At 67.5% G+C, this 22,381-nt stretch carries 22 protein-coding genes; 5 read left to right on the top strand and 17 right to left on the bottom strand.

Going from position 1 to position 22,381, the window contains the following annotated elements; translation table 11 throughout:
* The first annotated feature begins 32 nt into the window (after positions 1–32).
* Together EDC29_RS14220 and fabA are read left to right on the top strand one after the other, a co-directional pair.
* Positions 33–1,757: a proline--tRNA ligase gene (locus tag EDC29_RS14220; RefSeq protein ID WP_132230421.1), complete on the top strand. Its 1,725-nt coding sequence runs from the start codon at positions 33–35 to the stop codon at positions 1,755–1,757.
* Positions 1,758–1,876: 119 nt separating this feature from the next.
* The gene (fabA, locus tag EDC29_RS14215) at positions 1,877–2,392 is read left to right on the top strand and encodes a 3-hydroxyacyl-[acyl-carrier-protein] dehydratase FabA (RefSeq protein ID WP_062276685.1); all 516 of its coding nucleotides are present in this window, start codon (positions 1,877–1,879) and stop codon (positions 2,390–2,392) included.
* A gap of 54 nt (positions 2,393–2,446) precedes the next feature.
* On the opposite strand, the gene EDC29_RS14210 is transcribed toward fabA, so the two are convergent.
* Positions 2,447–2,629 carry a hypothetical protein gene (locus EDC29_RS14210; protein ID WP_123139814.1) on the bottom strand — a complete coding sequence of 61 codons (183 nt, stop codon included), beginning with the start codon at positions 2,627–2,629 and terminating at the stop codon, positions 2,447–2,449.
* Positions 2,630–2,790: 161 nt separating this feature from the next.
* Positions 2,791–3,378, bottom strand: coding sequence for a YceI family protein (locus EDC29_RS14205; RefSeq protein ID WP_123142330.1), 588 nt, complete (start codon positions 3,376–3,378; stop codon positions 2,791–2,793).
* Between the two features lie 163 nt (positions 3,379–3,541).
* Here EDC29_RS14205 and EDC29_RS14200 point away from each other — a divergent pair, with 163 nt between their 5' ends.
* On the top strand, positions 3,542–4,123 hold the full coding sequence (locus EDC29_RS14200; RefSeq protein WP_132230419.1) for a nucleoside deaminase: 582 nt from the start codon (positions 3,542–3,544) through the stop codon (positions 4,121–4,123).
* Here EDC29_RS14200 and EDC29_RS14195 read toward each other — a convergent pair.
* Positions 4,096–4,476: a hypothetical protein gene (locus tag EDC29_RS14195; RefSeq protein WP_123139817.1), complete on the bottom strand. Its 381-nt coding sequence runs from the start codon at positions 4,474–4,476 to the stop codon at positions 4,096–4,098. The two genes, EDC29_RS14200 and EDC29_RS14195, sit on opposite strands and share 28 nt — an antisense overlap.
* Positions 4,477–4,574: 98 nt before the next feature.
* Between EDC29_RS14195 and EDC29_RS14190 the strand changes: the two genes are divergently transcribed.
* On the top strand, positions 4,575–5,225 hold the full coding sequence (locus tag EDC29_RS14190; RefSeq protein WP_123139818.1) for an ankyrin repeat domain-containing protein: 651 nt from the start codon (positions 4,575–4,577) through the stop codon (positions 5,223–5,225).
* 33 nt (positions 5,226–5,258) lie between these two features.
* A complete protein-coding gene (locus EDC29_RS14185) occupies positions 5,259–5,552 on the top strand; it encodes a hypothetical protein (protein ID WP_123139819.1) in 294 nt (97 codons plus the stop codon).
* A 348-nt stretch (positions 5,553–5,900) separates the two neighbouring features.
* Here the strand turns inward: EDC29_RS14185 and bamC are convergent, their stop codons facing one another.
* From bamC to EDC29_RS14115, 14 genes are all read right to left on the bottom strand, one after another.
* Positions 5,901–7,079, bottom strand: a complete 1,179-nt coding sequence (gene bamC / locus EDC29_RS14180) for an outer membrane protein assembly factor BamC (RefSeq protein ID WP_132230417.1) — start codon at positions 7,077–7,079, stop codon at positions 5,901–5,903.
* An 89-nt stretch (positions 7,080–7,168) separates the two neighbouring features.
* Complete coding sequence (gene dapA / locus EDC29_RS14175; protein WP_123139821.1) at positions 7,169–8,044, bottom strand: 4-hydroxy-tetrahydrodipicolinate synthase; 876 nt, start codon at positions 8,042–8,044, stop codon at positions 7,169–7,171.
* A 136-nt stretch (positions 8,045–8,180) separates the two neighbouring features.
* Positions 8,181–9,623, bottom strand: coding sequence for an NADH-quinone oxidoreductase subunit NuoN (gene nuoN, locus EDC29_RS14170; RefSeq protein ID WP_123139822.1), 1,443 nt, complete (start codon positions 9,621–9,623; stop codon positions 8,181–8,183).
* An 89-nt stretch (positions 9,624–9,712) separates the two neighbouring features.
* Positions 9,713–11,290, bottom strand: a complete 1,578-nt coding sequence (locus tag EDC29_RS14165; protein WP_005220220.1) for an NADH-quinone oxidoreductase subunit M — start codon at positions 11,288–11,290, stop codon at positions 9,713–9,715.
* Between the two features lie 22 nt (positions 11,291–11,312).
* Positions 11,313–13,319: an NADH-quinone oxidoreductase subunit L gene (gene nuoL / locus EDC29_RS14160; RefSeq protein WP_123139823.1), complete on the bottom strand. Its 2,007-nt coding sequence runs from the start codon at positions 13,317–13,319 to the stop codon at positions 11,313–11,315.
* A 147-nt stretch (positions 13,320–13,466) separates the two neighbouring features.
* A complete protein-coding gene (gene nuoK / locus EDC29_RS14155; protein WP_062276709.1) occupies positions 13,467–13,772 on the bottom strand; it encodes an NADH-quinone oxidoreductase subunit NuoK in 306 nt (101 codons plus the stop codon).
* Positions 13,769–14,431 (bottom strand): NADH-quinone oxidoreductase subunit J, encoded by a 663-nt coding sequence (locus EDC29_RS14150; RefSeq protein WP_132230415.1) that lies wholly within the window; start codon positions 14,429–14,431, stop codon positions 13,769–13,771. Before EDC29_RS14150 ends, nuoK begins: the two co-directional genes overlap by 4 nt.
* Positions 14,432–14,478: 47 nt before the next feature.
* Complete coding sequence (gene nuoI, locus EDC29_RS14145; RefSeq protein WP_005220216.1) at positions 14,479–14,970, bottom strand: NADH-quinone oxidoreductase subunit NuoI; 492 nt, start codon at positions 14,968–14,970, stop codon at positions 14,479–14,481.
* Between the two features lie 16 nt (positions 14,971–14,986).
* Complete coding sequence (gene nuoH, locus EDC29_RS14140) at positions 14,987–16,021, bottom strand: NADH-quinone oxidoreductase subunit NuoH (protein ID WP_123139825.1); 1,035 nt, start codon at positions 16,019–16,021, stop codon at positions 14,987–14,989.
* Between the two features lie 7 nt (positions 16,022–16,028).
* Complete coding sequence (gene nuoG, locus EDC29_RS14135; protein WP_132230413.1) at positions 16,029–18,422, bottom strand: NADH-quinone oxidoreductase subunit NuoG; 2,394 nt, start codon at positions 18,420–18,422, stop codon at positions 16,029–16,031.
* 181 nt (positions 18,423–18,603) lie between these two features.
* Positions 18,604–19,887, bottom strand: a complete 1,284-nt coding sequence (gene nuoF / locus EDC29_RS14130) for an NADH-quinone oxidoreductase subunit NuoF (RefSeq protein WP_190287888.1) — start codon at positions 19,885–19,887, stop codon at positions 18,604–18,606.
* A gap of 4 nt (positions 19,888–19,891) precedes the next feature.
* The gene (locus EDC29_RS14125; protein ID WP_123139827.1) at positions 19,892–20,419 is read right to left on the bottom strand and encodes an NADH-quinone oxidoreductase subunit NuoE family protein; all 528 of its coding nucleotides are present in this window, start codon (positions 20,417–20,419) and stop codon (positions 19,892–19,894) included.
* Complete coding sequence (locus EDC29_RS14120) at positions 20,419–21,678, bottom strand: NADH-quinone oxidoreductase subunit D (RefSeq protein ID WP_132230411.1); 1,260 nt, start codon at positions 21,676–21,678, stop codon at positions 20,419–20,421. Before EDC29_RS14120 ends, EDC29_RS14125 begins: the two co-directional genes overlap by 1 nt.
* Entirely contained in the window at positions 21,671–22,381 is a 711-nt protein-coding gene (locus EDC29_RS14115; RefSeq protein WP_123139829.1) for an NADH-quinone oxidoreductase subunit C, read from the bottom strand. The genes EDC29_RS14120 and EDC29_RS14115 overlap by 8 nt, the downstream gene beginning before the upstream one ends.

The following is a 22,381-nucleotide window of genomic DNA, read 5'->3' as shown; positions in this document are numbered from 1 at the left end:
CTCGCGTATTTTACGTCCTGGCCCCTTGCCCAATGCGCACATCCCAATTCCCTCTGCACACCGTCAAAGAAACCCCCGCCGACGCCGAGATCGCCAGCCACCAGCTGATGCTGCGCGCAGGCATGATCCGCAAGCTCGCCGCCGGCCTCTACACCTGGCTGCCGCTGGGGCTACGGGTGCTGCGCAAGGTCGAGCGCATCGTGCGCGAGGAGATGGACCGCAGCGGCGCGCTCGAGGTCTCGATGCCGGCGGTGCAGCCGGCCGAGCTGTGGCAGGAGTCGGGGCGCTGGGAGCAGTACGGCCCGGAGCTGCTGCGGCTACGCGACCGTCACCAGCGCGAGTTCTGCTTCGGCCCCACCCACGAGGAGATCATCACCGATCTGGCACGTAGCGAGATCAAGAGCTACAAGCAGCTGCCGGTCAACTTCTACCAGATCCAGACCAAGTTCCGCGACGAGATCCGTCCCCGCTTCGGGGTGATGCGTGCGCGCGAGTTCCTGATGAAGGACGCCTACTCCTTCCATCTCGACGACGACTCGCTCGAGCAGACCTATCGCGAGATGCACGCCACCTACAGCCGCATCTTCACCCGCTGCGGGCTCGACTTCCGCCCGGTGCAGGCCGACAACGGCAGCATCGGCGGCAGCGCCTCGCACGAGTTCCACGTCCTCGCCAGCTCCGGCGAGGACGCCATCGCCTTCTCCGATGCCAGCGACTATGCCGCCAACGTCGAGCTGGCCGAGGCCGTGGCGCCGCGCGCCGCGCGCCCCGCGCCGGGCGAGGAGGCGCGCCTGGTCGACACCCCCGACACCCGCACCATCGCCGATCTGGTCGAGGGCTTCGGGCTGCCGATCGAGCGCACCGTCAAGACCCTGGTGGTCGCCGCGGCCGAGGACAGCGAGGCCGAGCTGGTCGCGCTGGTGGTGCGTGGCGATCACGAACTCAACGCCATCAAGGCCGAAAAACTGCCCCAGGTCGCCAGCCCGCTGCGCATGGCCAGCGAGGCCGAGATCCGCGCCGCGATCGGCGCCGGCCCCGGCTCGCTCGGCCCGCGCGAGCTGCCGATCCCCTGCGTCGTCGACCGCGCGGTGGCGGTCGCCGCCGACTTCGCCGCCGGCGCCAACAGCGACGGCAAGCACTGGTTCGGGCTCAACTGGGAGCGTGATCTGGCGTTGCCCGAGGTCGCCGACCTGCGCAACGTGGTCGAGGGCGACCCCAGCCCCGATGGCCAGGGCACCCTCACCATCGCCCGCGGCATCGAGGTCGGTCATATCTTCCAGCTCGGACGCAAGTACAGCGAAACGATGAAGGCCACCGTGCTCGGCGAGGACGGTCGCGCCACGGCCATGACCATGGGCTGCTACGGCATCGGCGTCTCGCGCGTGGTCGCCGCCGCCATCGAGCAGCACCACGACAACAAGGGCATCTGCTGGCCGGCGCCCATCGCCCCCTTCGAGGTCGCCCTGGTGCCGATGCGCATGGGCAAGTCCTACCGGGTGCGCGAGACCGTCGAGCAGCTCTACGACGCGCTGCGCGAGGCCGGGGTCGACGTCCTGCTCGACGACCGCGACGCCCGCCCCGGATTCATGTTCGCCGACATGGAGCTGATCGGTGTCCCGCACCGTATCGTCGTCGGCGACAAGGGCCTCGATCAGGGCATGGTCGAGTACAAGGGCCGATGCGACGCCGAGATGCAGCTCGTCGCAGTCGATGCCATCGTCGACTTCATCCGCGAGCGGCTGCAGCCGAGCGCCTGATCCGGCGGCGGGGCGAACGCGCCCCGTCGTCCCCGACGGCCCGTCCCGGCGCCGTCCCCGAGCGGCGACGCCGACGACAGGCGTCGCTCCCGCCCATTCCTGACAGCAGAATCACGATCATGACCAAAGAAGCCTCCTTCGACAGGGAAGAACTCCTCGCCTGCGGCCGCGGGGAGATGTTCGGCCCGGGCAACGCCCAGCTGCCGGTCCCCAACATGCTGATGATGGATCGCATCCTGCGCATCGCCGACTTCGGCGGCGCCAACGGCAAGGGCGAGATCCTCGCCGAACTCGACGTCAACCCCGACCTGTGGTTCTTCCAGTGCCACTTCCCCGGCGACCCGGTGATGCCCGGCTGTCTCGGTCTCGACGCACTGTGGCAGCTGGTCGGTTTCTATCTGGCCTGGATCGGCAACCCCGGCCACGGTCGCGCACTCGGCGTCGGCGAGGTCAAGTTCACCGGACAGGTGCTGCCCGAGGCGAGCAAGGTCACCTATCATATCGACATGAAGCGGGTGATCTCGCGCAAGCTGGTGCTCGGCATCGGTGACGGCATCGTCCAGGTCGACGGTCGCACCATCTACACCGCCAAGGATCTGCGCGTGGGGCTCTTCACCTCGACCGAGGGATTCTGAGCGGCTGACACGCCGCCGGATCGACGGTCGTCGTCCGGCGGCGAGAGGATGAAATCAGGCGGGCTGCACGGGCACCGTCGCGACCACGGCGACTGCGGGCAGAGGACTCTGCACCGCACCCTCGAGCGACTGGGCGCCGGAGTTGCCGGAAAACAGGTGCGGGATCAGGAAATAACCCACCGCGACACCGCTGATCGCACCGATCGCAGCACCCAGCAGGATGGCATACCACTTCATGGTTGAACGAACCTCGTCACGCTCGCGACCGCGCCCCAGGGCACCATGCCCCGGGGTCTGACCCCACGCACCGACACGCTGTCGACGCGCGGCTCGGCCGCGTTCCCCCGAGTGTCCGAACTCACCACGGACAAGTCAAGCCACGCACCCGCCGGACCGACTCACTCCGGCTGGGCGACGAAGGTCACGACAAAGGTCACCGGCACCGCCCGGGCGATGCGCTCGAGCCCGGCGATCTCGCGCAGTTGCTCCACACCGTCACTCAACCCGAACTTCTCCGCATCGACGATCAACGGCTTCGTGCTCGCCACCATCAGCGTGGTCTCGTCGAGCCGCGCCACCTGCATGCTGATGGTCATCGGCTGGGTCTCACCGTGCAGCGACAGCCGCCCCTCGGCGATCAGCGGCATCATCGACCCGACCTCGAGCGCAGCGAGCTGCTCGGGATCGACCTTGGCCTCGAGCAGCGCCTCGCGATAATCGGCAGTCTCGAACAGCATCTCGCGCATGCGCTCGTTGCGGATCGGGATCAGCGTCTCGACACTGTCGAGCATCAGCGTCACGGTGACATCGCCCTGCTCACCGACCACGCCATGCACCTCCTCGAAGGTGTTGATCTCGGCGACATCGCCCGACTTGATCGAGACGAAGGCCAAGTGCGAGCGCTCAGGATCAAGGGTCCAGTCGGCGAGCACCGGAGTCGCGGCAAGCAGGGCACTACAGCCCAGGGCAAGGATCGAATGACGCATTCGTACGCTCCCTATGCAGAGGATCATGGGTCCAGGCACCGCAGGGCGCGGCGCGATCAGGGAGAGAGGTTATGGGCGGCTGGCAAAATTCAAGCCCCGGGCTGTCCCGATGCCACGCGCCATGTCACCCTCCCGGCACCGACCACCACCACAGACATCGAGCATGCAAGCGATCCACATCCCCCATCCCGACTGGCTGGACGGACTGCTCGCGTCCCACGCCACGCCCCTGCCCGACCCCGAGGCGCAGATGGCGCTGGTACTCACCCTGGCCGAGACCAATGTACGCCAGCGCAGTGGCGGCCCCTTCGGCGCGGCGGTGTTCGCACGCGCCGACGGGCGGCTGCTCGGCGCCGGGGTCAACCGGGTCAGTGCCAGTCATTGTTCGCTCGCCCATGCCGAGATGCTGGCGCTGGCGAGCGCCCAGCAGCGGCTCGGCGACGATGATCTGGGGCGTGCCTGTCCCGGCGGCTGCGTGCTGGTGAGCAGCGCCGAGCCCTGCGCCATGTGCATGGGCGCGATCCCCTGGAGCGGGGTCGATGCCCTGTACTGCGGGGCTCGCGACAGCGACGTGCGCGCGATCGGCTTCGACGAGGGGGACAAGCCCGCCGACTGGGTGGCGCACTATGCGCACCGCGGGATCGCGGTCACCCGCGACCTGCTGCGCCCACGCGCGATTGCCGTCCTCGAGGCCTATGTCGCCAGCGGCGGCGTGCGTTATGGACCCGCCGCGACATCGGCCTGAGCGGGCGCGAGCAGCATCCGCTCGACGTCGGCCAGGCGCACCTCGATCCCGTCGAGGGTGCGGAAGCGCCGCCCCTCGACCGAGCCTCGGCGCGCCAGATAGCGGGTCTCGGCGCCGCTGGCGACATTGAGCACCCGCACCTCGACCACCTCGCGCCCCCGCTGCCAGTCATGCAGCAGATAGAAGCCGCTCGCCCCGAGCATCACCACCACCAGCCCCGCAGCCGTCCAGCGCAGTGCGCGCGAGGGCAGCCCTGGACGCATCCCCGGAGCGGTGTCGCCCCGCCAGCGCGCGCGCACCACCAGATAGGCCCCGGCGATCACCGCCAGGGTCAGCACCAGCTTGCCGATCATCGTCCTGCCCCCATGTCCTGACACACGGCTTGCGCCTTCCCGAGGGCAGGCCTTACCATCAACCGAGCCTTGTCGCCGGCGATCTCGCCCATCATCCGATGCATCGTTTACTGCCCATCCTGTTCGTTGCCGTACTCGGCGCCTGTAGCGAACCGCCACCGCCGACGCTCAACCTGTTCCGCGCGCTCGAGATCGGCGACCTCGACCAGGTCAAGCGCCACCTTTACTGGGAGGACGGGACCGACCGCCCCGACAGCGCCGGTGATTACCCGCTGCACATCGTCGCCCGTACCAATCGGGTCAGCATCGGTCGCGCTCTGCTCGAACACGGCGCCGACCCCGAACGTCGCAACGGCGCTGACCAGACCCCGCTCGAGGTCGCCCTGGCCAACGGCAAGATCCTCTTCGCACAGATGCTGATCGAGGCCGGCGCCGCCTTCGATCCCCAACGGCTGTTGCTCGAGCAGGCCGCCACCGGCAACGCCGACCGCGACGTCCATACCTTCCTGCTCGAACAGGGCGCGGTCATCGACCAACCCGACGCGCAGGGACGGACCGCGCTGCACCTGGCCATCGCCGGCGGCCATCTCGACGCCGTCTCCCGACTCATCGACAATGGCGCTGACGTCAACCGCGTCGACGGCAAGGGCCATCTGCCACTGGAACTGGCGCGCCAACCCGGAATCGGCCCGGACGCCGGGACCATCGAGCGATTGCTGCTGCGCAATGGTGCGCGCGCAAACCGCTGAACGCGGTCCATCATCAGCAAGGAGATTCAATCAATGACCGAAACGGTCGAAGACCTGTCCGTCAGCTATGTCGAGGACGGGATCGAAACCACGCAGCAACTCGACAAGGTGATCCTCTCCAAGGGGAGCTGGACGACCATCGTCTTCCGCTATCGCGACTGGGACCGCGCCAAGAACTGCTACGGCCCGGACAAGTTCACCATCCGCCGCTATCAAAAACGCAGCGGCGAGTATCGACAGCAGTCGAAGTTCAACATCTCCAGCCGCGCCCAGGCGCAGTCACTGGTCGACGCGCTGCAAGGCTGGCTGAGCGAGGCCGAGGACTGAGAGAGGCTGGACCGCCAGGACCTCGCCCGACCTGAAACCGCTGGTCATGAGCAGCTGCGCCCCGCCTCGGATCGCTCAAGGCTGATGCCAATCGCCAGGGCGCCGAGGAGACACGGGCGGGGCAGATGCATCGGCTTCCAGGTCGGGCATGGCTTGCCCAGACATCACCCCATCGACAACTCGCCAGGGCGCATCGACGGACAGCCCGACATCGACATCGGCAACTGACACCAAGAGCCACCTCGGTTCAGCACAGGCGGTCAAGGTCGATGATCGGACATCGCAGCAGACGTTGGGTTGCCAAGAAGCGGCAACCCAACCTACGGGCCACTGGCAAGGCCAGGGCTGTCAGCGGATCTCGGCCTGCAGCAGACCGAGGATGCGCTCGGCGCTGGCCGAGTCGTCGATCCGCCCCTTGTCGTCGAGCACCCGGACGCGGGATCTCTGGGTATCGCCCTCGACCTGGATCAGGTACTGACGCACCCCCTCCTCCGAGTCGCCCTTGCCACGCCAGAAGGCCAGACGCGAGAACATGCCGCGCTTCTCCTCCTCGACCGCACGCCCGCCCTCGCCGCCGTAGCGAACGTAATAGAGCCCACGACTCTGGTCGCGATCCTCGACCGCGAAGCCGGCGCGATCGAGCGCCGAGCCGGTCAGGCGCCAGGCGCGACGGAACTCCTCGTCGATCGCCAGCACCTGGACACCGCCGTCCTCGGTCAGTCGCGCCCGCTGCGGCGCAACCGTATCGCCACGTGTGGCGACCGCCGTGGCGGCACGCTGTGTCGAGGCACCGAGATAGATCATCAGCCGGCGCAACATCTCGGCCTCCTTGCCGGCATCACGACCGCTGGGCTCCCACACCGTCCCGGCACTGTCGCCGAGGGCGTTGGTGACCAGCTTCTCCTCCATGCCGCGATGGCTGAGATGGACATCGGTGGTGCCGGCGCCGGTGCCACGTTCGATGCGCACCCGGTACTGATCGCGCGTCGAGGTGGCATAGACCCCCTCGACCACCTTGCTCAGCATGCGGGTGACGAAGTCCTTGCGGATCTCGGCGCGGTTGTCGAGCCAGTCGGTGCGCATCACCCCGATGGCGGGGTTCTGGTCGAGCAGCAGGATCCCCTGCTCGCGCCAGAAGGCGACGACCCGCGACCACACCTGCTGCGGCGAACCCTCGACCTCGAGCCAGCGCTCGTCACCGCGACGCTTGAGCTCGACGTCGGCGACCTCGGGCAGCACCTCGGTGGACCCCGAGGCGGCGATCCGCGCCCGCGCCGCGCGCGAGCCGGAGTATTCGGAATAGGTGGTGGTACCGGCCACGACCCCGGGCACATCGAGCGCATCGTCGAAGCTGCTGCCGACCAGATCCGGCGGAACCTCGAGGTTCTCGCCGGCCTCGCGCTGCTTTTTGTAGGCGAGACGCTGGTCGGGCAGCGCGTCGTTGACGGCGGACATGCTGCAGCCGGCCATCAGGGGGACCAGGATCGCCACGGCACAGACACCGGGCAGCCAGAAACTTGCTCTCAACGTCAGCAACCTCTCAGTGGAGTTGGGGGACGTGTGGGCGCCGGCCGGGGGTAGCGCTGCGGCGCCCTCCCCCGGCCCAGGCGTGACGATCAGAGGATGCCGGCCCGCTCCATGGCGGCCCTGACACGTCCGTGATATTCATCGGAGAGCCAGGTCAACGGCAACCGGATCCCGCGCGGGCTGCGCCCCAGTTCGGAGACGGCCCATTTTACCGGGATCGGGTTGGACTGCACGAACAACTCGGCATGCAGACCGGCGAGGGGCTGATCGAGGGCGACGGCCTGCTCGCGCTCGCCGGCGAGCGCCGCGGCGCACATCGCCTGCATCTCGCGCGGGGCGACGTTGGTCGTCACCGAGATCACCCCGTCACCGCCGCGCAGCATGAACTCGCAACCGGTGGCGTCATCGCCGCTGTAGAGGGCGAAGTCCGGCCCGCAGCCCTCGCGCAACGCCGTCACCCGCTCGAGCTCTCCGGTGGCATCCTTGATGCCGACGATGTTGTCGATCGTGGCCAGGCGCGCCACCGTATCGCTGTGCATGTCACAGGCGGTGCGACCGGGGACGTTGTAGAGGATCTGCGGCAGGTCGACCGCCTCGGCGATCGCCTTGAAGTGCAGATAGAGCCCTTCCTGCGTCGGCTTGTTGTAGTAAGGGGTGACCAGCAGCGCGGCGTCGGCCCCGGCCGACTGGGCGCAACGGGTCAGCGCGATGGCCTCGCGCGTCGAGTTCGCACCGGTACCGGCGATGACGGGGATGCGCCCGGCGGCGAACTCGACACAACGGCGGATGACCGCACAGTGCTCATCCTCGTCGAGGGTGGCCGACTCGCCGGTGGTGCCGACGGCGACGATCGCCGTGGTCCCGGACTCGACATGCCAGTCGATGAGCGCGCCCAGGCTCTCCTCATCGACCGTGCCATCGGCGTGCATGGGCGTGACTAACGCAACGATGCTGCCGCGTAACATGCGTGGACTCCATTAGAGCAAAGCGGCCATGGTAGCTTGCGCGAACGCGTCGAGACAACCAGCGCGCCATGCCACCTCGCCACGAGACGGGGAATGTCGAGTCCGCGCGCCGGTGCTCACCGGCACGCGCACCACATCAGGCGCCGAAGACCGCCTGACAGACGGCCAGCAGGCTCGCCGGGAAGATCCCGAGCGCGAGCAGCGCCAGCCCGTTGAGCGACATCGCCACCCGCACCCCGCCGCTGCTGACCAGCGCCGGCGCATCCTCCTCGGGCTTGTCGAAATAGATGTAGCGCACCACCCGCAGGTAATAGAAGGCGCCGATGATCGAGAAGATCACCGCCACCACCGCCAGCCACACGAAGCCGATGCGCACCACCGCCTCGAGCACCAGCAGCTTGGCCATGAAGCCGACCAGCGGCGGCACCCCGGCCATCGAGAACATCACCAGGGCCATCATCGCCGCGTACCAGGAGTCGCGCTCGTTGAGGCCCTTGAGGTCCTCGATGCGCTCGGCGTCGAAGCCCTTGCGGCTGAGGATGATGAGGATGCCGAAGGCGCCGGTGGCCATCACCGCATAGGTGATGGTGTAGAACATCGCCGCGGCATAGCCCTGCTCGGTGCCGGCGAGCAGACCGAGGAAGATGAAGCCGACGTGCGAGATGGTCGAGTAGGCGAGCATCCGCTTGATGTTGCGCTGGGCGATCGCCACCAGGTTGCCGATCCCCATCGACAGCACCGCGAGGATCAGCAGCATGCCCTGCCAGTCGGCATGGAGGCTGCCCAGGCCATCGACCAGCAGACGGATGGCAAGCCCGAAGGCGGCGATCTTCGGCGCACTGCCGAGCAGCAGCACCACCGGGGTCGGGGCGCCCTCGTAGACGTCGGGCACCCACATGTGGAAGGGCACGGCGCCGAACTTGAAGCCGATGCCGATGACCATGAACACCAGACCGAAGACCAGGACCTTGTTCTCCATGCCCTGGCTGGCGAGCGCCTCGGCCACCGCACCGAACTCGACCGAGCCGGTGGCGCCGTAGACCATCGAGATGCCGTAGAGCAGCATGCCCGAGCCCAGGGCGCCGAGCACGAAGTACTTCATCGCCGCCTCGGCCCCGCGCGAGGAGTCGCGATCGAAGGCGACCAGCGCATAGAGACTCAGCGCCAGCAGCTCGAGACCGAGATAGACGGTGATGAAGCTGTTGGCCGCGACCATCACCAACATGCCGAGCACCGCGAACAGCCCGAGCATGTAGAACTCGCCGACCAGCATGTCGCGATCGCGCAGCCAGGGACGGGCATAGATGAACACCAAGAGGCTGACCACCAGGATCGCCCCCTTGAGCAGATCGGCCAGCGAGTCGCGCACGACGTTGCCGTCGAACACCAGCTCGGTGGCGCCACCACCGACCGCGCCGGTCAGGGCAACGGCGGCCACCAGACCGATCAGGGTCAGTCCGTGGATCACCTCGCGATGACGTTCAGCGATGTAGAGATCGACCACGAGCACGATGGCGGCGGTGAGCAGCACCGCGATCTCGGGCAGGATCGGCAAGAGGTTGGCGGCGTCGAAGTGCATGTGAATCTTCCAGTGAGAGTAGATCCGCGTTCGCGGCGCCCGGGGCGGGGGCGGTGCTCAACCGCCCCGGACCTGCACGCGACAAGGGGTCAGGGTTGGACGACGGTGGCCAGCGGCTCGGGGCGCGCGAGCACACAGGCGCCGATCTCGTCGGCCGGCAGCTTGCAGGTGGTCACCTGGGCGACCAGATGCTCGACCGAGGTGTGCATCACCTCGAGCAGCGGCGCCGGCCACAGACCGAGCGCCAGCACCGCCGCGGCGAGCACGCCGAGGTTGAGCGCCTCGCGCCGGTTGAGATCGGTGAGCGCCGCGACCTTGTCGTTGGCCACCGGGCCGAACACCACCCGTTTGATCATCCACAGGGTATAGGCCGCGGCGAGGATCAGGGTGGTGGCCGCCAGCAGCGCCCACCAGAAGTTGGCACGGAAGGTGGCGAGGATCACCATGAACTCACCGACAAACCCGGAGGTGCCCGGCAGCCCCGAGTTGGCCATGGCGAAATAGACGAAGAAGGCGCCGAACCAGGGCATGGTGTTGACCACGCCGCCGTAATCGGCGATCTCGCGCGAGTGCACCCGGTCGTAGAGCACACCGACACAGAGAAAGAGCGCGCCGGAGATGAAGCCGTGCGAGATCATCTGCACCATGCCGCCCTCGACGCCCATCACCGCACCGGCACCGGCTGTCGAGTTCTGCACGATGGCGAAGACGATGAAGAAGCCGAGGGTGACGAAGCCCATGTGGGCGATCGAGGAATAGGCGATCAGTTTCTTCATGTCGCGCTGGGCGAGAGCGACGAAGCCGATATAGACCACCGCGATCAGCGACATGGCGATGATCAGCCAGGCGAGCGCGGCGCTGGCGTCCGGGGCGATCGGCATCGAGAAGCGCAGGAAGCCGTAGCCGCCGATCTTGAGCATGATCGCCGCCAGCACCACCGAACCGCCGGTGGGCGCCTCGACATGGGCGTCGGGCAGCCAGGTGTGCACCGGGAACATCGGCACCTTGACCGCGAAGGCGAGCAGGAAGGCGATGAAGATCAGCGTCTGCGCGGTCATCCCCAGCTCGAGGCCGTGGAAGTCGAGGATGCTGAAGCTGTCGGCCTGGAAGTACATGTAGATCAGCGCGACCAACATGAACACCGAACCGAAGAAGGTGTAGATGAAGAACTTGATGGTCGCATAGACCCGGTTCGGCCCGCCCCAGACCCCGATGATGATGAACATCGGGATCAGCATCGCCTCCCAGAAGACGTAGAAGAGCACCGCGTCGAGCGCCGAGAACACGCCGATCATGACGCCTTCCATGATCAGGAAGGCGGCCATGTACTGACTCGGCTTGTAGCTGATCACCTCCCAGCCGGCGATCACCACGAAGATGGTGATGAAGGTGGTGAGGATGATCAGCGGCATCGAGATGCCGTCGACCCCGAGCGCGTAGTAGACGTCGAAGGTCGGGATCCAGGCCACGCGCTCGGCGAACTGCATCTCGGCGGTGCCCGGATCGAAGCCGAACCACAGCCACAGGCTGGAGACGAAGGTGAGCACGGCGAAGCCGAGCGCGGTCCACTTGGAGGTGGAGGCCGACCTGTCACCACTGGCCAGCACGGCGATACCGCCGACGATCGGCAGCCAGATGAGCAGCGTCAGCAGCGGAAACTGATACATGCGGGGCGTCTCCCTGTGCGCGTCAGAGGGTCACGAAGATCGTCATCAGGCCGACCAGACCGACGATCATCGCGATAGCGTAATGGTAGAGATAACCGGTCTGCAGCAGACGCAGCACGCCGGCCATGCGGCCCACGCTACGCGCCGAGCCGTTGACCATACCGTCATCGATCAGCGCCCGGTCGCCACGGCTCCAGAAGGTCTGACCGAGCAGCTGCGCGCCACCGGCGAGGAAGCGCTGGTTGAAGTCGTCGAAGCCGTACTTGTTCTGCAGCAACCGGGTCAGCGGCCCGCCGAGGGCGAGCAGCTTGGCGTCGATGTCGGGCTTGCGCGCGGCGACCACCCACCAGATCAGCGCGGCGAGCACCAGACCACCGAGCGCGAGCATCAGCGTCGGGGTGCCGAGCGCGTGCATCACGAAGGCGCTCTGGCCGTGCCAGTGCTCGCGCAGATGCGCCAGGGTGTCGTGCTCGGGGGCGACCATGATCGGGCTCCAGTCACCCGAGGCGAACCAGTCGTTGATCAGCATCGGCTCGATTGCGAACCAGCCGATGAACAGCGAGGGGATGGCCAGCATCACCAGCGGCACGGTCACCACCCAGGGCGTCTCGTGCAGGTGCTCGCGGGTATGCTCGTCCATCCGCGGCTTGCCGTGGAACACCAGGAAGTACATGCGGAAGCTGTAGAGCGCGGTCACCAGCACGCCGAGGGTGAGCAGCACCGAGGCGTAGCCACCGCCGAAGATCGCCGTCTCGTTGACCGCGGCGATGATCGCGTCCTTGGAGAAGAAGCCGGAGAAGCCGGGGAAGCCGATCAGCGCCAGCGAGCCGATCAGCGCGGTGATCCAGGTGATCGGCATGAACTTGCGCATACCGCCCATCTCGCGAATGTCCTGCTTGTGGTGCATCGCGATGATCACCGAGCCGGCGGCGAGGAACAGCAGCGCCTTGAAGAAGGCGTGGGTCATCAGATGGAAGACGCCGGCGGCATAGGCCGAGGCGCCGAGCGCGGTGATCATGTAGCCGAGCTGGGAGAGCGTCGAGTAGGCGACCACCCGCTTGATGTCGTTCTGCACCAGACCGATCAGCCCCATGAAGAAGGCGGTGGTGGCGCCGATGATCAGCACGAAGCTCAGCGCCGCCTCGGAGAGCTCGTAGAGCGGCGACATCCGCGCAACCATGAAGATACCGGCGGTGACCATGGTGGCGGCGTGGATCAGCGCCGAGATCGGGGTCGGGCCCTCCATCGAGTCGGGCAGCCAGACGTGCAGCGGCACCTGCGCCGACTTGCCCATGGCGCCGATGAACAGCAGCACGCAGATCAGGGTCATCAGCGAGATGCCGCCGAACAGCGCCACCTCGGTATCGGCCAGCCCCGGGGCGGCGGCGAACACCTCGGCGTAGTCGAGGGTGCCGAAATACATCGCCACCGCGGCGATGCCGAGGAGGAAGCCGAAGTCGCCGACGCGGTTGACCAGGAAGGCCTTGAGGTTGGCGAAGATCGCGCTCTCGCGGGTCGACCAGAAGCCGATCAGCAGGTAGGAGACCAGACCGACCGCCTCCCAGCCGAAGAACAGCTGCATGAAGTTGTTCGCCATCACCAGCATCAGCATCGAGAAGGTGAACAGCGAGATGTAGCTGAAGAAGCGCTGATAGCTGTTGCGACCGGTGAGCGCACCCTCGGGCCAGTTGTGCTCGTCGTCGGCCATGTAGCCGATGGTGTAGATGTGCACCATCAGCGAGACGAAGGTCACCGTGGCCATCATCATCGCGGTGAGCTTGTCGACCAGGAAGCCGACCTCGAAACGCATGCCGTCGGAGACCAGCCAGGTGTAGACGGTGCCATCGAACACCGCCTGCTCCGCCCAGATGAAGCGTCCCAGCACCCACAACGACAGGAGTGTGGAGAGGCCCACGCCGGCGATGGTCACCGAGTGCGCGCCCACGCGGCCGATCCTGCCGCCGAAGAAGCCGGCGACGATGGCGCCGACCAGGGGCGCGAGCACGATGGTCAGGTAGACGTTTTCCATCTTGATTTCTGCTCTTTCGCTCTATTTGCCGTGTCCACGGGTGCCGACCGCGGTGAGGCGGCGGCGCCCGAGGGCCTCCGCGCGCCGCCGCGCGCGCCGCAACGACGATTCCCAGGGACCGCCGGCGCCTCGGCGCCCGCGCGCGCCCTACCCTTTCAGGACGTCGAGATCCTGCACATTGATCGACCGTCGGTTACGGAACAGCACCACCAGGATGGCCAGTCCGATCGCCGCCTCGGCGGCCGCGACGGTGAGGATGAAGAAGACGAACACCTGTCCCGTGACATCCCCGAGGAAGTGCGAGAAGGCCACGAAGTTCATGTTCACCGCCAACAGCATCAGCTCGATGCACATCAGCAGCAGGATCAGGTTCTTGCGGTTCAGGAAGATCCCGGCCACCGAGATCGAGAACAGCAGACCACCGAGGATCAGATAGTCGGAGAGCGCGATCATGCGGACCCTTCCTCTTGCGATTGTGCAACACCCCGCGCGCCCTGCTCCTCGCGTAGCCCCGCCGTGGAGACCTGCGAGACCAGACGCACCCGGTCCGGCCCCTTGCGCACCTCGACCTGATGCTTGGGATCGACATACTTGGTATCGGGACGCTTGCGCAGGGTCAGACGAATGGCGGCGATGATGCCCACCAGCAGGATCACCGCGGCCAGCTCGAAGGGATAGACATAGGCGGTGTAGAGCAGCATCCCGACCTCCTCGATGTTGGAGGCCTCGGCCGACGCCGCGGCCGGTGCCGGGAACTGCTCGGCACCGAAGTTGCCGGGCCCCACCACCAGCAGGATCTGCGCGGCCATCACCACCGCGATCACCGCGCCGAGCGGCAGATAGCGGATGAAGCCCGCGCGCAACGTCGCCAGGTCGATGTCGAGCATCATCAGCACGAACAGGAACAGCACCATCACCGCGCCGACATAGACCAGCACCAGCACCAGCCCGAGGAACTCGGCCTCGAGCAGCAGCCAGAGCGCGGCGCTGGAGAAGAAGGCGAGCACCAGATAGAGCACCGCGTGCACCGGATTGCGCCGCGTCACCACCATCCCCGCCGCCGCCAGGGTGATGGCGGCGAAGACGTAGAAGAGAAACTTTTCAAAGCCCATGGTTGATCCCTAGTCTCCTGGATGCGCGAGACGGCGCGTGATCCCGTTCATCGATAGGGCGCATCGGCCGCCCGCGCCGCGGCGATCTCGGACTCGTACTTGTCGCCGATCGCCAGCAGCTTGTCCTTGGTCATGATGTGCTCACCACGATTCTCGAAGTGATACTCGTAGACCCCGGTCTCGACGATCGAGTCGACCGGGCAGGACTCCTCGCAGAAGCCGCAATAGATGCACTTGAACAGATCGATGTCGTAGCGCGTGGTGCGCCGCGAGCCGTCCTCGCGCGGTTCGGCCTCGATGGTGATGGCCAGCGCCGGACAGACGGCCTCGCACAGCTTGCAGGCGATACAACGCTCCTCGCCGTTGGGATAGCGACGCAGCGCATGCAGCCCACGGAAGCGCGGCGAGATCGGCGCGCGCTCCTCCGGGTACTGGACCGTGAACTTGCGTTTGAACAGATAACCGCCGGTGACCCGCATCCCCCGGAACAGCTCGACCAGGAGCAGGCTCTGCACATACTCTCGCGCGTGTTTCAGCATCTTGCCTCCTCCACAATCACGCCGACCACCACGGCGGCAGCCGGTAGACCACCGCCAGCGCCACGACCAGGATCCACACGATCGTGATCGGGATGAACACCTTCCAGCCCAGGCGCATGATCTGGTCGTAGCGGTAGCGCGGGAAGGTCGCGCGCAGCCACAGGAACAGGAACATGAAGAAGCCGGTCTTCAACGCGAACCAGTGGAAGCCGTCGTCGAGCAGCGCCACCCCGTCGACCCAGGACTGCGGCAGCGGCGACAGCCAGCCGCCCATGAACAGCACCGCGGTCAGCGCCGAGATCAGGATCATGTTGGCGTACTCGGCGAGGAAGAAGACCGCAAAGGCCATCCCCGAGTACTCGACGTGGAAGCCGGCGACGATCTCCGACTCGCCCTCGGCGACGTCGAAGGGCGCGCGGTTGGTCTCGGCCACGCCCGAGATCAGATAGACCCCGAACAGCGGCAGCAGCGGCAGCCAGTACCAGGTGAACAGGTTACCCGCCTGGGCCTCGACGATGGCGCCGAGATTGAGGCTACCGGCGGCCACCAGCACCCCGACCAGGGCAAAGCCCATGGCGATCTCGTAGGCGACGATCTGCGCCGCCGAGCGCATCGCGCCGAGCAGCGCGTACTTGGAGTTGGAGGCCCAGCCGGCGATGATCACGCCGTAGACCCCGAGCGAGGTCAGCGCCAGCACATAGAGCAGCCCGGCGTTGATGTCCGAGAGCACCAGCCCGGCGTCGAAGGGGATCACCGCCCAGGCGGCCATCGCCGGGCCGATGGTGATCACCGGGGCCATCAGGAAGAGCGCCTTGTCGGCCTTGGAGGGGATCACCACCTCCTTGAGCAACAGCTTCAGCGCATCGGCGATCGGCTGCAGCAGGCCGCGCCAACCGACCCGGTTGGGGCCGATGCGGACCTGGATATAGCCGATCACCTTGCGCTCGGCATAGGTGTAATAGGCCACCAGCAGCAGCAGCGGGACCAGGATGGCGGTGATCTTGAGCAGGATCTGGATCACCACCGGGAGGCTGTTCCACAGTTCGATCATAGTCGCATCATCCTCTCTGGGCGCCGGCGGCGGTGATCTCGATCGGGCCGATCTGCGCGCCGAGCCGCTCGCTGCCCGCGACCGCGGCCGGCACCCAGGCACACCCGGGGGCGAGCCGTGCATCGAGCCGCACCTCGCAGTCGAGCGTCCGGCCGCCCTGGCTCAGGGTCGCCTCGGCGCCCTCCTCTAGCCCCAGCGCGGCGGCCCGCTCCGGGTGCAGATAGAGCGCGAGGGCGGCGCGCGGCATGGCGGTGCGCTGCAGCGCCGGGGCGCGTCGCACCAGGGCGTCGAGCGCATAGATCGGCACCCCGCCGACCCGCGCCAGCCCGCCCTCGGCGAGACGCGGCTCGAGCGCGCCGAGCGCCGCGCGCGCGGCGTTGTCGTGCACGGCCTCACCACAGCACTCGGCGAGTTCCTCACGGACCCCGGCGGCGCTGACATAGTCGAAGCCGCGCAGGTCGAGCAGGTTGCCGAGCACCCGCAGCACCTTCCAGCCCGGGCGTGCCTCGCCCGGGGGCGCCACCGCGCCCTGGAACGACTGCCAGACGCCACTGGCGTTGACGAAGGTGCCGGAGGTCTCGGCGAAGGCGCCGATCGGCAGCAGCACGTCGGCGCCCGCCTCCAGCGACGGCGAGCGGAAGGCCGAGCAGGCGACGACGAACTCGGCCTGCTCGCAGGCGGCCATCGCCCGCGCCGGATCGATCAGATCGCGATCGGGTTCGACGCCCCACAGCACCAGGGTGCGCGGCGCCTCGGCGAGCATCGCATCGAGCGCACGCCCGGGCCGCTCCAGCGCGACGCCACCGGGGCCGACCTGGGGCAAGGCGCCGGCGAGATGAGCACCGACGCTGTTGGCCGCCGCCGGCAGCCAGCCGAGCGCGCAACCGCTGGTCGTGGCGATGGTCTCGGCCAGGGCGCGGATCAGCGCGTAATCGGGATGGGCGACGGCGAGCGCGCCGAGCGCGACCAGACCGCCCTGCCCGGCCTCACCGGCGCGCAGCAGCTCGGCGAGCGCGCGCTGCGCCTCGTCGGGCTCGGCGGCGGCGATCAGCGCCGCGCCCGCGCCCTCTGGAGCGCAGTCGAGCGCCTTGGCGATCGCCGCCAGCGCCGCGGGCAAGGCCGCCGGATCGACCACCAGCTGGGTGGCGGCGTGATTGAGTTCGAGTTCGAGCGGATTGACGCAACCGACCCCGGCGCCGGCGAGCGCGGCCTTGCGGATGCGATGGGCGAGCAGCGGCTGCTCCTGGCGCAGGTCGCTGCCGATCACCAGGATCGCACGCCGGGTCTCGAGCTCGGCGATGGTGCAGCCGAGCCAGGGGCGCAGCGGCGCCACCGCGTCGTCGCGGAAGTCCTGCTGACGCAGTCGGCTGTCGATGTCGGCGACGCCGAGTCCACGCGCCACCCGCTGCGCGAGATAGAGCTCCTCGAGGGTGGCGTTGGGCGCCAGCCACCAACCGCTGGTGGCCGGATCGGCGGCCTTGAGCCGCTCGGCCACCAGGGTCATCGCCTCGCCCCAGGCCACCGCCTGCCAGGCGCCGTCGCGCTTGATCATCGGCTGGGTGAGCCGATCGGCGGCATACAGGCCCTCGTAGCTGAAGCGGTCGCGGTCGGCGATCCAGGTCTCGTTGACCGTCTCGTTGTCGTTGGGGTGGACCCGCAGCACCTGGTCGCGACGCACGTGCAGGCGCAGGTTGGCGCCGACCCCGTCGTGCGGGGAGATGCTGTCGCGACCGGTCAGCTCCCAGGCGCGGGCCTGGAAGCGATAGGGCTTGGAGGTCAGGGCACCGACCGGACAGAGGTCGATGACATTGCCCGAGAGTTCGTGCTCCACGGCGACGGCGGTGAAGGTGCCGATGCGCATCGTCTCGCCGCGCCCGGTGGCGCCAAGCTCACGCACCCCGGCGATCTCGGCGCCGAAGCGCACGCAGCGGGTGCAGTGGATGCAGCGGGTCATCTCGGTGGCGATCAGCGGGCCGAGGTCCTCGTCCTCGACCACCCGCTTACGCTCGCTGTAGCGCGACACGTCACCGCCGTAGCCCATGGCCACGTCCTGCAGCTCGCACTCGCCGCCCTGATCGCAGATCGGACAGTCGAGCGGGTGATTGATCAGCAGGAACTCCATCGTGCCCTCCTGGGCATCGATGGCCTTGGGCGAGCGCGTCTGCACCTTCATCCCGTCACTGACCGGGGTCGCGCAGGCCGGCACCGGCTTGGGGAAGGGACGACCGCCGGCCTCGGCCTCGACCAGACACATCCGACAGTTCGCCGCAATGGACAGCTTCTTGTGATAGCAGAAGCGGGGAATGGTAATGCCCTCACGGTCGGCGACCGCGATGATCATCTCCCCCGGCGCTGCCTCACAGGCACGGCCGTCGATCTCGATGGTGATCTTGTCCGTCATTAAGGTCTCTCGATCGGCACCAGTGACGCGGCCTCCAGAGGGCCGCATTGAGACGCCCGAGGTGCACTCGCTACGGGGCGCCAGGATGTCCGCCGCGGCGGACACCGTCTGCTCATGGATTCACGGTCGGCGGCGACACGGGCCGCCGGCCGACAGAGGATGGCTCGAAGGGCGCGGCCGCTCAGGCGACCATGCTGCGTCCGTGTTCGATCCGGTACGCGAACTCGTGCCGGTAGTGCTTGAGGAAGCTCTGCACCGGCATCGCCGCGGCATCGCCGAGGGCGCAGATGGTGCGCCCGCCGATCCGTCCGGCCACGCTCTCGAGCAGCTCCAGGTCCTCGGCGCGCCCCTGACCGTCGAGGATGCGCTTGAGCACCCGCGCCAGCCAGCCGGTGCCCTCGCGACACGGCGTGCACTGACCGCAGGACTCGTGCATGTAGAAGTGCGAGAGGTTGTGCAGCACGCGCACCATGCAGGTGCCCTCGGCGATCACGATCACCGCGCCCGAGCCGAGCATGGAGCCGGCCTTGGCGATGGAGTCGTAGTCCATGTCGGTCTGCATCATGATCTCGCCCGGCACCACCGGGACCGAGGAGCCGCCGGGGATCACCGCCTTGAGCGGGCGATCGTCGAGCACCCCACCGGCCATCTCCAGGAGATCGCGGAAGGGGGTACCGAGCGGCACCTCGAAGTTGTTCGGGCGGTTGACGTGGCCACTGACCGAGAACAGCTTGGGACCACCGTTGTTGGGCCGTCCCTGCTCGAGGAACCACTGCCCGCCACGCTCCAGGATCACCGGCACCGAGGCCAGCGATTCGGTGTTGTTGATGGTGGTCGGGCAACCGTAGAGACCCTGCTGGGCGGGGAACGGCGGCTTGTAGCGCGGCTGTCCCTTCTTGCCCTCGATCGACTCGAGCAGCGCGGTCTCCTCGCCACAGATGTAGGCGCCGGCACCGCAATGGACATAGAGATCGAAGTCGACCCCGGAGCCGAGCAGGTCGCGCCCCAGCAGCCCGGCCTCATAGGCCTCGCCGAGCGCCTCCTCGAAGCGCGCGATCGGTTCGTAGAACTCGCCGCGGATGTAGTTGTAACCGACGGTGGCGCCGATGCAGTAGCCGGCGATGGCCATGCCCTCGATCACCTGGTGCGGGTTGTAGCGCAGGATGTCGCGGTCCTTGCAGGTGCCCGGCTCACCCTCGTCGGAGTTGCAGACGATGTACTTCTGCCCCGGCGCGGTGCGCGGCATGAAGCTCCACTTCAGTCCGGTGGGGAAGCCCGCGCCACCGCGTCCGCGCAGGTTGGAGCGCTTGACCTCCTCGATCAGGTCATTGGGATCCGGGCGCTCGCGGAGGATGCGCTCCCACTGGACATAGCCGCCGACGCTGCGATAGGCCTCGAGGCTGTGCCGCGTCGCGGCCTCGAGGTGCATGGTGCGAAAGCATACGGTGTTCTGGTTCTCGACCATGGTCTCACTCCAGCCCGTCGATGAGTTCGTCGAGCGCCTCCGGCGAGAGGTTCTCGTGGTAGGTCTTGTCGACCAGCACCGCCGGCGCATGGCGGCAGGCCCCGAGACATTCGACTTCCTTGAGGGTGAAGCGACCATCGGCGGTGGTCTCGCCCGGCCCCACCCCGTACTTCTCACCGACGTGCTCGATCAGCGTCTCGGAGCCGCGCAACATGCAGGAGACGCTGTTGCAGACACAGACCTTGTGCCGCCCCTGGGGTTCGAGGTCGTACATGCCGTAGAAGGTGGCGACCTCGTAGACGGCGACCTCGGGCATGTCGAGATAGGCCGCCAGGTCGTCCATCAGCTCGCGGGTGAGCCAGCCACCGTTGGCGTCCTGCAGCAGGGTCAGTGCGGGCATCACCGCCGACTGCTGCCAGTCCTCGGGGTAGCGGGTCAGCAAGGCATCGATCGCCTCGCGCAGCTCTGCGGTGAACAGGGTCGACTTGTCGCGATCGTGCGCGACGGTGAGCGGTGTGGTACGAAAACTCATCAGCGATCGATCTCCCCGAAGACGATATCCAGCGTCCCGATGATGGCCACCACGTCGGCGATCATGTGACCGCGCGACATCTCGTCAAGGGCGGCCAGATGGGGGAAGCCGGGGGCGCGGATCTTCAGCCGGTAGGGCTTGTTGGCGCCGTCGGAGACGATGTAGCAGCCGAACTCGCCCTTGGGCGCCTCGACCGCGGCATAGACCTCGCCGGGCGGGGTGCAATAGCCCTCGCTGAAGAGCTTGAAGTGATGGATCAGGGCTTCCATGTCCGCCTTCATCCGCTCGCGCGAGGGCGCGATCACCTTGGCATCGTCGATGCGCACCGGACCGGGGTTGGCGCGCAGCCAGTCGATGCACTGACGGATGATGCGGTTGGACTGGCGCATCTCCTCCATGCGCACCAGATAGCGATCGTAGCAGTCGCCGTTGATGCCGATCGGGATGTCGAAGTCGACCTTGTCGTAGGCGGCATAGGGCTGCTTCTTGCGCAGGTCCCAGGCGATCCCCGAGCCACGCAGCATCGGCCCGGTGAAACCGAGGGCCTGGGCGCGCTCGGGCGAGACCACGCCGATGCCGACGGTACGCTGCTTCCAGATGCGGTTGTCGGTGAGCAGGGTCTCGTACTCGTCGACGTGCTTGGGGAAGCGCTCGGTGAAGTCCTCGAGGAAGTCGAGCAGCGAGCCCTGGCGATTGGCGTTGCGCCGGGCCATCTCCTTGGCGCCGTGCCACTTGGAGCCGGCCTTGTCGAACTGCGGCATGCGCTCGGGGAGGTCGCGGTTGACCCCGCCCGGACGATAGTAGGTCGCGTGCATGCGCGCGCCGCTGACCGCCTCGTAGCAATCGAACAGGTCCTCGCGCTCGCGGAAGCAGTAGAGGAACACGCTCATCGCGCCGATATCGAGCGCATGCGCGGCCAACCACATCAGGTGGTTGAGGATGCGCGTGATCTCGTCGTACATGGTGCGGATGTACTGCGCGCGCTCCGGCACCTCGACCCCGAGCAGCTGCTCGATGGCGCGCACGTAGCCGTGCTCGTTGCACATCATCGAGACATAGTCGAGCCGGTCCATGTAACCGATGCTCTGGTTGTAGGGCTTGCTCTCGGCGAGCTTCTCGGTGGCGCGATGCAGCAGGCCGACGTGCGGATCGGCGCGCTGGATGACCTCACCGTCGAGTTCGAGCACCAGACGCAGCACGCCGTGGGCCGAGGGGTGCTGGGGACCGAAGTTGATGGTGTAGTTGCGAATCTCAGGCATCACCTGGCTCCTGGCTGGGATCGGACCCGGCGGGTGCCTCGCCACGGATCACGCGCGGCACCAGCACCCGCGGCTCGATCGAGACCGGCTCGTAGACCACACGGGCCTGCTCGGGGTCGTAGCGCATCTCGACCTGGCCGATCAGCGGGAAGTCCTTGCGGAAGGGATGCCCGACGAAGCCGTAGTCGGTGAGGATGCGACGCAGGTCGGGGTGACCGCGGAAGAGGATGCCGTAGAGGTCGAAGGCCTCGCGCTCGAACCAGTTGGCCGCCGGCCAGAGATCGACCACCGAGTCGACCATCGGCTGGGCGCCACCGGCATGGACCCGCAACCGCAACCGGCGGTTGTAGGCCAGCGAGAGCAGGTGGTAGGCCACCGCGAAGCGCTTGGGGTCGTCGAGTTCGAGTTCGGGATCGCGATCGACGCCGCGCCCGAAGCCGGTGAAGGAGGCCGTCTCGGTCTCCCACTCGGACTCGCCGTAGGCGGCGTAATCGACGCCGCAGACGTCGATCAGCTGCTCGAAGCGCAACGCCTCGTGGTCGCGCAGGGTCAGGCACACGTCGAGCAGACGCTCAGCGGGTACCACCAGGGTCAGCTCACCAAACTGCTCCAGCAGCTCACAGCCGTGTTCCGCGAACTGCTCGCGAAGAGTAGCGGCGAGCGCATCCAGCCTGGCGTTGCGGGTCAGGTGCTCTGTAGACAT

This window comes from Marichromatium gracile, from assembly GCF_004343155.1.
Lineage (GTDB): Bacteria > Pseudomonadota > Gammaproteobacteria > Chromatiales > Chromatiaceae > Marichromatium > Marichromatium gracile.
The sequence above is the reverse complement of the archived record's forward strand: the minus strand, read 5'-3'. Positions and strand labels throughout refer to the sequence as shown.